Source organism: 'Nostoc azollae' 0708, assembly GCF_000196515.1.
Lineage (GTDB): Bacteria > Cyanobacteriota > Cyanobacteriia > Cyanobacteriales > Nostocaceae > Trichormus_B > Trichormus_B azollae.
Genome location: NC_014248.1, coordinates 1995160 through 2008272 on the forward strand (window position 1 = coordinate 1995160; position 13113 = coordinate 2008272).

The 13113-nt window shown below is 39.6% G+C and carries 7 protein-coding genes and 1 pseudogene; 4 read left to right on the forward strand and 4 right to left on the reverse strand.

The genetic code is table 11. The features are described from left to right. The first annotated feature begins 153 nt into the window (after window positions 1-153). Window positions 154-1626, forward strand: a complete 1473-nt coding sequence (locus AAZO_RS09160; RefSeq protein ID WP_013191033.1) for a hypothetical protein — start codon at window positions 154-156, stop codon at window positions 1624-1626. 775 nt (window positions 1627-2401) lie between these two features. Here the strand turns inward: AAZO_RS09160 and AAZO_RS42440 are convergent. From AAZO_RS42440 to AAZO_RS09170, 3 genes are all read right to left on the reverse strand, one after another. After that, window positions 2402-2614 carry a DUF6765 family protein gene (locus AAZO_RS42440; RefSeq protein ID WP_338027099.1) on the reverse strand — a complete coding sequence of 71 codons (213 nt, stop codon included), beginning with the start codon at window positions 2612-2614 and terminating at the stop codon, window positions 2402-2404. Between the two features lie 13 nt (window positions 2615-2627). Next, the gene (locus tag AAZO_RS42445; RefSeq protein WP_338027189.1) at window positions 2628-2915 is read right to left on the reverse strand and encodes a DUF6765 family protein; all 288 of its coding nucleotides are present in this window, start codon (window positions 2913-2915) and stop codon (window positions 2628-2630) included. Window positions 2916-3220: 305 nt separating this feature from the next. Beyond that, a complete protein-coding gene (locus AAZO_RS09170) occupies window positions 3221-4144 on the reverse strand; it encodes a lysophospholipid acyltransferase family protein (RefSeq protein ID WP_013191034.1) in 924 nt (307 codons plus the stop codon). 331 nt (window positions 4145-4475) lie between these two features. Between AAZO_RS09170 and AAZO_RS09175 the strand changes: the two are divergent. After that, window positions 4476-5333, forward strand: a pseudogene (locus AAZO_RS09175) (lysophospholipase). Window positions 5334-6988: 1655 nt separating this feature from the next. Here AAZO_RS09175 and AAZO_RS09190 read toward each other — a convergent pair. Next, a complete protein-coding gene (locus AAZO_RS09190; RefSeq protein WP_144031268.1) occupies window positions 6989-7993 on the reverse strand; it encodes a hypothetical protein in 1005 nt (334 codons plus the stop codon). Between the two features lie 833 nt (window positions 7994-8826). Here AAZO_RS09190 and AAZO_RS35170 point away from each other — a divergent pair. After that, a complete protein-coding gene (locus tag AAZO_RS35170) occupies window positions 8827-8964 on the forward strand; it encodes a hypothetical protein (RefSeq protein ID WP_013191039.1) in 138 nt (45 codons plus the stop codon). A gap of 288 nt (window positions 8965-9252) precedes the next feature. Continuing rightward, window positions 9253-13044 carry an SdrD B-like domain-containing protein gene (locus tag AAZO_RS09195; RefSeq protein ID WP_013191040.1) on the forward strand — a complete coding sequence of 1264 codons (3792 nt, stop codon included), beginning with the start codon at window positions 9253-9255 and terminating at the stop codon, window positions 13042-13044. Window positions 13045-13113 lie beyond the last annotated feature (69 nt).

Genomic DNA, 13113 nt, shown 5'->3' on the forward strand with positions numbered 1-13113 from the left:
GATTTTTATGAACATTCGGTGGGAAATTGAGATTGTCTAAATTAAACGTAATTGAGCCTATTTTCCGTTATGATAGTGGCAGTGAATAAAGATAAATAACAGTTTTGTGGGAGTCTCAAAACTTAATCACACTCAAACTAACAAATCTCTACCATGTCTTCTGATTCCTCTAGTCGTTATCAAAGTAAAGTCTTTAACTTTCTCAACCAGCATTCTCAGCGGTTGACTCAACAGTGGGAAAATACCATCCGACATTTACAAGTTGCTACTAAATGGAGTGTGGAGGCGCTACTTTACCCACTTTACCAAATCTTTCAGCCAGATGAACTTGAGGGAAAAAGGCTGCAAACCAAAGCTAATCAACCTCAACCACAGTTACAACCAGAAACTCACCCACCTGCTGATGCACCTATTCAGCACGTACTAGAGTTCATTAAAAATCTACCATCTGCGGCTGCTTCTGATTCACAAACTTCACACAATCTCAACCCTTTAGCCTTCTTGGGTAATACCATGCGGGAAGTCGCTACCCGTTTAGGGTGGGGAAAAGCTGTTAAAAATCAGCCGCATATTAAATCTTGTCTTACTCAGTCTCCCCAGCCAGAAAACACCCTCCTATACCATCTACCAACGGTACAGGGAATTGCTGTCAAATTAGACAATCGTCATTTCATACTGGTGAGCGAAGATAACAGAGTTTTCGATGTTTTGACAATTCAACAACAAGTAAAATTAGCAGATAAAATCAATAGTGAAGTCGCTGAATATTGGCATTCTTTGAAGTTAGTCCAAGCCAAAAGAGAACAGGAATTATTCCCAGAAATTGACCGCATCTTAACCAAACTAACTAGTAATACCAATCCTGGTGTAGCAGGTTTTACTGAAAGCAGATTTACAGAAAATATACAATCTTATGCTGGTCAATTTTTGGTAGTGTTAGATACAGCTTTAGCGGAATTAGAAGCTAAAACTTTAGTACCTGTCAAACAACGTAGTCAAGAAATTATTCAACTTACTAAAGCTCAATTACATATATTTATTTATGGTAAAAGATCGATAGAAGCGAGAAGAGATATTACAGTTAATGCCCGTGATTTAGAAAATCTAATCCTGCATATTTCCGCATTAATTAAAGCCGCAATCAATTACTTTTTTGGTAGCCGAGAAATTCCCAAGATCGCCCAAAATAAAACATTCCTACAACTACCAACTAAACCAGTAAATCAAGTTGTTAAAAATAATCAATTGCAGGAATCAGATTTAACTGCAGATTCCTGGCTAACTTGGGGTGATTTATTTGGAGGCTTAGCAATAAATGAAATTAATGTTGATGAATTTAATCAAATTAAAGCGAGTGATTCATTTACAGATGATACCCAACAACGTTTATTTAAATATAAACAATCAACAAAAAACATTCCTCACTCTCATGATGAAAATGGGAGAGAAACAGAAAAACATCAATATCAATTAGAACCAGATTGGATAGAAACAACTGCCACATTTTTAGGTTATGAAAATCACCCCTTAGAGCAGATCTTAGCCTGGTTGGATCATGTGATGCTTTGGATAGAGATGATATTTATGAATATGATTTATTTCTTTAAAGGGTTGTTACAGGTTTAGTGCAACGCAAGGAGTTAGGAGTCAGGAGTCAGAATGTTTGAGAAATTGGTTAATTATCAAATAGGTATTTTTGGCGTTAGTCTGAAAAAGCTGAATGCTTACAGTTTAACGCGAGTTCGATAAACCTGTCCCCAACCCTTCTCGGATGCGGACAGGGGTATAAAGTTAAGCCTTTCTAATAGGATATATGGCAAAATATACCTTTCCCATATATTCAGATATCCTTTGACCTTCTGCCTTTTGCCTACTGTCACCTTCTAAGCTACATAAATTCCATATTGGGGTAGCAAATCGTGAATGATCTAAAATTTATGTGCTTGTAAAGCATCGTGAAATAGTTTCCAATTGCCGGCTAAAAAACTGGGATGATAGGGGAAAATTTCATTATCTTTATCAACAAGGTTTTCAGTTCCCAAAGCTTGGTATTTCCAGGAATCTTGAGCTTTAGGAATATAGTTAATATTAGCTTCACCAAAAATAAATCTACCTTGTGTGATCGCATCTAACTATTTTTAATGACGTATACTACCTTGAATATCCTAAATATTCTCGAACATAAACGTAATTACCCTTTTATATGCTTCTGCTAATCCTGGAACAGTCGCATCTGGATCACCTTTTAAATAACGCTGCATAGCCTTACACATATTATCAGTAATATCCAGAAAATCTTCAGGATTATTACGGCTAACTTTCTCATCTCTAGCGTTGATATAGCCCCAACGTAAAACGTCTGTCTATCAGGATGACTCAAAACCGCACCATGTCTTAAAGGTCAAGCTTCACTGATAAAATAATTCTTCAATCTATCCATCAAATTACGATCTGGTTGGTCATTTTCATCTGGCAATTTCTTCGCTTCATTGACCCGATGATTCACACCAGCAAAACCTTGATTCGCCCAGATGTCAACATAAGCGTGCATTGTAATACCCAGAGGATGCAAACCATAAGCACTTTCACGATGCTGAATGCACTCCCTCACCATTTGCTGCGCCACATCACTTAGGACGACAAATCAATTTTTTAATAAACTTCCCTTCCGGATCTTCACCTGATTTTTTCGCGGCATTTCCTGGTAAAAAATGAAAAGGAATCCAAACTTGGTAATTTACTAACTCCTGAAAATTGCGATAATCTAGCATTTTATGAGCCCAACTGATGCGGGTACACATCGTACCATTATCGAATTGGATTAAATCGGCATTAATCGCATCAGCTACATACTGGGCGCAGTAAGCGACAATACTAGCACCTTCATGTTCAAAACCAGCTAGTCGCGCTACAATCTAGGTGACACCATCATAAAAGTCTATTTGCATCTTGAGTCGGTTATGAGTTAGTGAATTTACGTATAGAATAAAAATTCTTAAGTATTATTGCTTGTATTTTTACCTGATAGCAGTTCTCAAACTGCGACATCTGTTTGCTAAACTCTAGTTATGGTAGGTTGGGTTGACTGAAGGAAACCCAACCTAAATTTATTATCTCTTTTTTTCCCGCCACCAGAGCGATTCATATTTGCAGTTTCCCAACACAACTTAGTTAATTTGAAAAAGTTCCCAGGTTACTCAAAGTGATCAAATTCGCTACTTTAGAACAACATCCGATTGAGAAAATTTTGTAACAACTTTATCCCCGTTGGTTCTTGATAATCAGTAGGTAACAAAGCCTGTATCGCTTGCTGTAAATTTTCCAAAGCTGCATCTATTTCTTGACGCTTTGGCCTGCTAGTTAGGGGGAAATATAAAGGTTCACCCACCCTAACTATTAACTTTTTTCTCAAAAATAGGTCATGAGTTCCGACTAATGATAAGGGTACAATTGGTACTCCTCCCCGCAAAGCATAAATTACTGTTCCGCGTTTAAACGGATGTAAATAACCCTCAGCAGTTCCCAGTCTTCCTTCAGGAAAAATGATCAAACCATCTCCACGGGCTAAAATTGCGGAAACAATGCGGTCTATACGGCGTATCGTTTGGATATCTCCACCAGGATTAACTGTATCTTTAATAACTTGAGAAAGTTCTTTTAAATCATCTCGTCCAGTGTTCGCAGCAGCAATAACAGCCAGTTCTTCTCCCCAGATGCGTTCTAAAGGAATCACACCACCTGCAGAACCTAAAATCCAGCGTTTCCACCATTTGTTATAGAGAGTGCGGGCATCACCGAGAATGTAATAGTGTGGCTGGGTTGGTATCTCTGTGAGCAAAACTAATGGGTCGATGTGGTGAAGATGGTTAGCAGCCAAGATTGCTGGTGTGTGAGGGATATTTTCAATATTTTCGACTTTCACACAGAATAGGGAATGAATGAGTGATCGCACTACACAACGTCTGATATTAGCATTAACTCGCCGTTCCCCATATTCCTGATCAATAGCTGAAAGCCCATTGAGAGTAGTTTCTATAGTATGACGAATAGTGCGATCGCTTGCCGCTGCTACACCTTCCCATACCCGCTTAATAGCAGTCTCAGTCAAAGGTGGTAAAGTTTCCGAGTCCGTAGTATTTTCCATCTGATCATTTAACCTAAATTGCTAATTAAATTTTTCCTCTACACTCTTACACCCACCCCATACCCATTCTTCGTAGATAACTTTTGAACTGATCAAAATCCGTAATTCCTCCCACAGTTAGAAGCAATTTTCCCTACAATGTAGGTTGATAGGCTAATATACTAAAAACGGTTTAAACGTTTCATTCTGAACGTTGGCGGAGCGTCTCTGAAAGAGATAGTGAAAAATCTCCGAGATACTTTGCTGCACTACGTTAAGATCGGTATGACATAAGTCTAAATTTCACCCGTTTGCAGTATAGCTTGCTGGGAAATTACGTAAAAAATTAATCATGACGATTTACCACAGCGTAGGCACATTTATAGGTGTTGGGGGACTTGACCTGCATTACCAAAGCTGGAATCCAGGGGGTAAAGCAAAGGCAGTATTAGCTTTGGTGCATGGACTCTGAGGACACAGCGGACTTTACCAGAATATAATTGACCACTTGTTACCAAAACAGTATGCTGTTTATAGCTTAGATTTGCGTGGTCATGGATCCTCATCTAGTAAAATAAGTTATATCGATAGTTGGACTGAATTTCGGGATGATGTCCGAGCCTTTTTAAATATGTTACAGAAGCAACAGCCAGGATGCCCAATTTTTTTGTTTGGACATAGCATGGGGGTAATGATTTTCCTAGAATACGTCTTGCGTTATCCAAAAGATACATCTGCATTGCAAGGAGTAATTGCTTTTGCACCTAGTATTGGAGAAGTGGGAGTATCACCCATCCGCGTGCTTTTAGGAAAAATGCTATCGCGCGTGTGGCCACGTTTTTCCTTAAATACAGGACTAGACAGAACAGCTGGTTCACGAGATCCAAATATTTTATCTACCTATACCCAAGACCCTTTGCGTCATACCCGTGCTACAGCCCGGTTTTCTACATAATTCTTTGCTACACTGGAGTGGATTCAAGCCCATGCCCATGAATGGAAAGCACCGCTGTTGATTTTGCATGGTGATGCTGACAGAGTAGCGTTACCTGGGGGAAGTGAAATTTTTCATCAGCGTGTAACTTACCCAGATAAGCTACGCATTGAATATCCAGGAGCCTGTCAAGATTTACATTGTGACATTAATCATTGTCAAGTGCTGACTGATTTGAGCAACTGGATGGATCAGCATTTACTAGCTGAAGCATGACAGTTAGAGACAGAGTTATACTAAAAACGGTTTAAAAGTCTCATTCTGAACGTTTGCGGAGCCTCTCTGAAAGAGAAGGCATAGGGAAAAACAAGCAGAAAAGGAAAAAAGAAAAGTTAGGTTAATTGCTTCTGGAGGAGGACGTAAAGCAGAAATGACACCAAAAGAAGGGGTGTGTTTATGCAGTGATAGATTTCGTGTAGCTCGACATCGTTATAGTCACGTGATAGAGACAGTATGTGGATTAGTGAGGTTAGATCTAAGTAGGTAGACACAAATAAACATAACTATGTAGCAAAATATAATTTACTTTAAATCCTTGGGATTGCTTGATTCCCCTTTGCTCCATTCGCCATGCATGATATAGTTATAAATTTTTCTGCCCACCTACTTAAATGCTTCATTTATACTAAGCCACAATATTTGAATTATCAGATTTCACATTTACCTTTTTAGAAAGCTATATTTCTCAACATTATCAGAAATTTCGAGATTTTCATCCCCAAACCCTAATTTTTACGTTCAGCAACGATAGCTGTTTTATCTCAACAGAATCTCATGTAATCCTTTCACAGTGGGCTTTTTCGCTTTTATAGAGAGGTCTACGTGATAAAATATTTTTTTGAGTTAACGCCAAATCTCTGGAGTACTCCCAAAAACGTGATAATAAGTTACACCTCTTTCTCTGTAGCGAGGGTTTAAAGGATTTAGTTGAAACACTAGTGTCAAACAGGGTACATCTCCTTCATGAGGATAGTCGTATGTAGTTTTCTACATCTCCAATTTGGTGTCTATCCATTGACTTTTGTTCTCAAACAGAAATGAGATTTGCTACCCTTCCACTGGGAATTGAAATGGAGCTTCATCCCTAGTGACACCCATATTGAAATATAGATATTTACCAGTTCCATCTGAGAGAAATTGAAGAACCTCTGAACTGGCATTAATGGTAGGTTCAGTAAACCAAGCTCTGTAAAGCCACTCACTGTTCACGGGGAATTTCTGGCTTAGGTCTAGCTTGTATTTGTTCAATAGAATACTCTAAATAATCCTGCACATCTTCGTCTTCTTAATTTGCCAAGACCTCGGTAAGATAGAGAATATCCTCTGTCTAAGTCGTTCATTATTTTCCTCTCAATATTTAATAAATTACTTTTTTTTCTTTTATCTTTATTTGGTTTGCCCACAGCTATTTTCAGATTTTTTACTTCTGGAAGATTGAGAATATATACTCCAGTTTGCGTAAATGCCACCTGATGAACGTTATTCGTGTTAGTTGTTTGCGGTTCACCCGGTTCAAAAGTTCATCCCATTGGCCCCTGGATAATTTTATATTTCCATGTTGGTAACTTATTTCGGGGTCTGTTCTTGCCGTTAAATTCCTTGTTATAGTCAACGAAATCAGCCCAATCTTTGAATGGCTTCTTTGTATCAGTATTGTTAGGCATATTACCTGGCTGTTGTTTATTGAATCGGAAGATGACTTAGTCAAGTGGTTGGACTTCTTGTTTCCATATATCTTCGGGGATCAGGAAACTAACAACTCCCCAACCTTCATCTTTACCCTCGACCCATTCTTTAGCTTTGTGCCAATTCTCTTTTGTATGAACGTAGAAACATTTACCAAAATCATTACCACCGATAGCCTCTATATCCTACTTTTTCAGTTTTCCAGCCGTTGGTTCAATAGTTCCATGATAAAAGATATGCTTATAGTCTGGTAAGGATGGACGAGTATCACTTTCTATAATTCCCGAATCGTTCTGAGCTTTCTCAGCTTGTTTCTCTCGTTTCTTTGTTCCGTTACTAGCAACCCAGTCATAATCCCAGGTTTCACCACCATAAACTACAGTAATTGACTTAAAGATAGGGTTATGTTTCGTGACTTTTTCCCTACCTCCTGGGCATATTTCTTCCAAATCCTGCCATTCTTTAAATATGTTTTTTCTTAAATATGTTGTTTCTTTCTTGTCAATCTGAGCCAGACCAACTCGAACCTTATTATCATAATCTGGCTGGTTACTAGGGCTGGCTGTCGTATTGTTATTTGAAGGTGGCTTAGGCTTACCAGTCTTTGTCCCTTTAGGGAACTTCGACAACCAATTAACGGCCTGATTCAAGAGTGTATCAATGAAATTATCTATCCTCGCTTTGAGCCTTGATAACCACTCTTTCACTTTTATTCCTAGATTTTCAATGCCAACTAATCGAGCAAAGAACCCAAGCAAAACAGGAATCGATTGAACTAAAGCTGTCTCTACTGAATTAGCCGCATCTGTTACCTTGCCAGATGCAACTTTATTCACTGCTCCAATTGCTGTATTGGCTACTTCTATAATTTTTGTTGCTTTTTCAATTAAGAAGCTGACTCCTTTGTAACAGGTTTCAGCAAGTTTAACTATAGTTCCTGGTGGAGCTATAGTTGACAACAACTGCTGCACTGCTTTAGTTATCACATCTGTGATGAGCAGATTCTTAATTTTCTCAATCACTATTTGTTTGAAGTCGCCTATCGTGTTTTGTATTTGCTGCCATAAACGGACTACCCCTTTATCTTTCAGGGTTTTTGAAAGTTCAAAGCTGGTTTCTAGCCTTTTAACTTTTGCTTCCCCAATTTTCTTGTGCTTGACAGCTTTTTGGCGAATATAATTCCAGTTCACCCCCAGTAGTCCCAGTGCCAAACTAAAGATACTTTGGGGACTTTCAAGATTAATTTCTTGCTTGATACCCAAACCTCCAGTCAGCCAGCCTAGCAATCCCGCTTGTAGATGTTCAACAATATTTTTCAAAAAGTTCTGCCAACCTTGACTTAAGGGTAATGAAATGATTGAGAGCTTTGAGGGCAGTTTTGTAACCAGGAGCTTGCTTACCCAACTTCAGTTCAGACAAAATACGGTCACGTAAAGTTTCAAGAATTGTCATCTGGGACTGCGTGATTGTTGATTTGGTATACTGCAAACGGGTGAAACTTGGACTTATGTAATACTGATAGTGCAGCCTATCCCTTCCGGAAAGTGCGTAAACGCGGAGCGTGCCGTAGGCTCTAGTACAGTACGGCGTAAATGAACTAACCATTACAAATCTCTGAAAAGCTCACGCCGTATATATTTTGAATTCACGGCGATACTAGTAAGTAGGTGGGCGGAAAAATTTATAACGATGTCATGGCGAATGCAGCAAAGGGGAATTAAGCAATCCCAAGGGTTTCAAGTAATTTACATTTTGTTACAAACTTATGTTTATTTGTGTCTACCTACTTATCTCAGAGATTCTTCACTATCTATTTCAGAGATGCTCCGGGAACGTTAGGTTTGGTTGAGCGGCTTAATGTTCATATCTAGGTCCTACCAAGAGCGATTGTGCCAGTTGCCTAAGTCACGTAGTTAAAATTTAAAACCTATACACAGTTAGCTGTTCAGAAATCAGGGATGGCTATTTTATCTCCGGTGCAGCATACTAAGTAATTACTCTGATTTGAGAAAAGTCAATCTTCATGGAATTTACACATATTTTGACTGAAAATTTACGAAAAAAGACTAGTAATTTTATTACCAGTAATATTATTATGTATGAAATGTTAATTCATCACCAACAAATTAAAAACTATCGTTCTTTATTTGTCCACAAATAATGCTGAAAAATAGTGCTAATTACTTAGCGGAGAGATCACTACATTTTTTTTATTAGTGGTGTAATACATATTAATTACACGGATGAGTTATTTCTGCTGTTAGAACCACCATTGAGGTAGTTTGATTTTAACCTTTGTTTTTAAGACTTATTTGCACTTAATTAAACCAAACATCTGGAGGTTAATAATAGCTTTGCTATACAAAGAAACCACAGTTCAATAAATAGCTAAACAATTCCTAGACTAACCAAAAACACTGTTGGAATTAATAAAAAGGAAACAAAAATTATGGCAGACAATACTCTCTCAATATTCAACTCCACATTACCAACTACAGCTACCGAAATACTCATACGTGATCAACAAGATACATCAACAACTACAAAATCAATTTTACCCAGCTACGTCAATGTCACCATCACTAACGGTGGATTACTCAACGGAAGTTATGACGCTTGGTGTATTAACGCTACAACTAACCTGAACGGAGGCAGTTTTAACAACGCTAGTGTATATTCTAGCTATGGAAGCATACCCACTGATATCCTTTATACAGATTTACAGACAGTTGCCTCAGATCACGATCCCTACCTGGATAAACTTCAGCGAATCAACTGGCTGATGAACAACGTTACCGAAGCAGCCAACTTAGTCAATAACAAATACCGCTACAATAATGTTGACTATACGTATGGTGATGTACAGTTAGCCATATGGAAAATCCTTGGCGACCCGGTAGACACTACAGACAGTGGTACATTAGGGACCTATGACACAACCCATCAAAAGGCAAATGATCTCATTGCTCTGGCTGTAACCAATGGTACTGACTTTGTGCCTGTAGCAGGACAAGATTTTGGTGTCATTGTTAAGGGTTTGAATTTACAGCCTATCTTACTGGAAGTTAAGACAGCGGGTATTGGAGATTTTGTTTGGGAAGACCTGAATGCGAATGGGATTCAGGAAGCTAACGAATCAGGAATTGATGGAGCAACAGTCACATTGCTCAATGAAAGCGGTGCTGTTATTGGTACTACTACGACCGGAGACAACTCCAAGACAACAATAATAGTTGAGAAGGGCTGGTATCAGTTTGGACCACTTTTATGTAATATCACCGTTAATGCCGCTGGTGTCACTAATGCCCCCAGTGGCTTTTATCAGGTGAAATTTACCTTGCCGAATGGCTTTAACACAGTCAGTCCATATCTCCAAGGTAATAACACATATCTAGATTCCAACACCAACCCCAGCAACAATTTTACTTCAACTCCCATTACCTTAGTTACTGGACAAATTAACAAAACAGTTGATGCTGGATTTTTCAATCTTGCAAGCCTTTCTGGCAGCGTATACGTAGATGCCAACAACAACGGTGTCAGAGATGCAAATGAAACAGGCATTGCTGGGACAACCATTACCCTCACAGGTACAGATGCTTCAGGAAACACAGTCAGCCGCACCACCACCACAGATGCTAATGGTAACTACACAGTAGACAACCTGCGTCCTGGAACATATACCCTGACAGAAAGCCAACCTAGTGCTTACCTAGATGGTAAAGATGCGGTAGGTACTCAAGGTGGAACATTAAATAACGACAATATCAGCAGCATTACCCTGACATCAGGGACAAATGGCACTGGTAATAATTTCGGTGAACTCACACCAGCCAGTATAGGTGACAGAGTGTGGTTGGATAACAACGCCAATGGTATTCAAGATGACGGGGAATTAGGTATAAGTAATGCCACTGTCAAACTATTAAATGCAGATAGCACCGTCGTCGCTACTACGACTACAGGCAGTGATGGACTCTACTCCTTCACCAATCTGCAACCAGGAGATTACAAAGTCCAGTTTGTACAACCCACAGGCATTAACGGTGTAAGTCCCGCTAATGCTAGTAGTGATGATAGTGTTGATAGCGATGGACTCATCTCCGATGTTGTTAATCTATCTGCTGGAGACAATGACACCACAGTTGATTCAGGCTTATATAAAACAGCTTCATTAGGAAACTTTGTATTCAATGATGCCAACAATAATGGTATTCAAGATACTACTGAAGCAGGAGTAAGTGGTGTAACTGTTACCCTGACTAGTGGGGGAACTGATGGACTAATTAGTACCACTGGGGACAACACTACTCTGACTACAACTACTAATGCTAGTGGCAGCTACAACTTTGATGGACTAACACCTGGTCAACAATATCAAGTCGGATTCTCGAATTTACCTGCAGGATATCAGTTCACTCAAGCTAACTTAGGTACTGATGATACTGTAGATTCTGATGCTAGTACCAGCACGGGACAAACCCAGATTGTTACTCTTGCTTCTGGTGAAAACAACACTACTGTGGATGCAGGTATTTATCAAAGTACCGATGACTTGTCGATTACCAAAACCGATGGTTTGACGATAGTAACTCCTGGACAGCAGATAACCTACACTATCGCGGCTCAAAATAATGGTTTGATTACTGCTACCAATGCCTTGGTGAGCGATATCATGCCAACTAATCTGACAAATGTCACTTGGACAAGTGTGGCCAGCGGAGGAGCTACTGATAATCAAACTAGTGGTAGAGGGTCTATCAACGATTACGTAACCCTGACAGCGGGTAGCAGCATCACCTATACGGTGACAGGTATAGTGGCTGCCAACGCAGTTTCCACAAATTCTACAGGCAGTCTCACCACATTCGACTTTAATGGCAGTAGTTCGACAGATGGAACAGACGGCAATACCGTCACATTCAAAAAGGATGGTATTTCTGTTACAGCACGTGCCTTTAGCCGTGTAGATCGTACAAATGGAGCTTGGAATAATGCCTATCTTGGTAGCTATAGTGGTGGTTTAGCTGTCACCGATAGCAGCGAATCCACTAGTTCTGATCGCGTTGATAACGTCGGTGGCAGAGATAACTACGTCCTGTTCCAATTCTCTGAATCAGTTGTTGTAAATCAAGCCTATTTGCAATACGTCGTTAATGACAGTGATATGTCTGTCTGGATTGCTAAATTTAACAATACCATCACAACTTTAAGCGACTCAATTCTCAACAGCTTTGGCTTCACTGAAATCAACTTAGGTAGTAGTAGTAATCGCTGGGCAGATATCAATGCTAATCAAAACCTGGGTAACACTCTAGTAATCGCCGCTAAGACGGATGATACAGAAGATAAATTCAAGATTTGGTATTTAGATGTTCAGAAAGATGTTCAGAAATATGTTGCACTAGCAACAGTGTCTCTGACTAATACTGCCACAGTAACTGCTCCCACTGGTTTCACTGACACCAATACCAGCAATAACAGCGCCACCGACACTGACACCGTAATTGCTACTCCTACTGTCCCATCTGCTCCTGGTGTTCCTACCCCTGACTTCTGGGAAAATTGCGACTGGCAGAAGTTCTGGGATCGTATCCAAGGCAACGAACCATCACAAAAAACACAGTCCAATTTCGCCGACAGTGATCTTCTGTTCGCACCTTATACCAATTCTGAACAGCCTGGAAAAGTTCTTGATCCTGTAAGCGGATCTTATGACATAGGGTTACTCATTGGTGACTTCAACCGCAACGGTAAAACTGATGCAGGTGAGAACACAATCTTCTATACTCTCGATCAAGCACGCCAAATTGTTGATTCCAACTTGCACCCCAACACAGATAAGCGGTACGATCTTGGTCATTCTCTAGTTGCTGGTTGGTTGAACTATCTTGCTGGCAACCCCATTGATACCGGCAATACAACTGATCAGGATGAACGATATTACATCAACGAAGGCATCAATTGGTTACGAGCCTTAACTCCAGACGAGAATGGAGATAATAAAGGTGATGGTGCGATCTACCAAATGACGGGTATCTGTAGCGTTAATAGTCCTCACCTTGCTAATAGTGTCTGGACTACTAGTTTTGGCCGCGGCTCCAGTTTACTAAGCGCCTATAGATCCAACACAAATGTCCTCTATCCCTTGGATTCTGGTGACTTGATTAATAGCAACTTGGATGGTTACAATAACAGTCTTGGTCTTGCAGATAATGTTTCCTACGGAGGAAACCCATAACTTGCTAGAAATACCAATTTTGGGGCTTCCTAATTGAACTAAAAAATCCCCCCTTCAACCCAAAGTTGA

Excerpts from the sequence above, each read along its gene's own strand:
- AAZO_RS09160 (WP_013191033.1), top strand. The coding sequence starts at position 154 with ATGTCTTCTGATTCCTCTAGTCGTTATCAAAGTAAAGTCTTTAACTTT.
- AAZO_RS35170 (WP_013191039.1), top strand. The coding sequence starts at position 8,827 with ATGGAATTTACACATATTTTGACTGAAAATTTACGAAAAAAGACTAGT.
- AAZO_RS09170 (WP_013191034.1), bottom strand. The coding sequence starts at position 4,144 with ATGGAAAATACTACGGACTCGGAAACTTTACCACCTTTGACTGAGACT.
- AAZO_RS09195 (WP_013191040.1), top strand. The coding sequence starts at position 9,253 with ATGGCAGACAATACTCTCTCAATATTCAACTCCACATTACCAACTACA.
- AAZO_RS42440 (WP_338027099.1), bottom strand. The coding sequence starts at position 2,614 with ATGGTGAGGGAGTGCATTCAGCATCGTGAAAGTGCTTATGGTTTGCAT.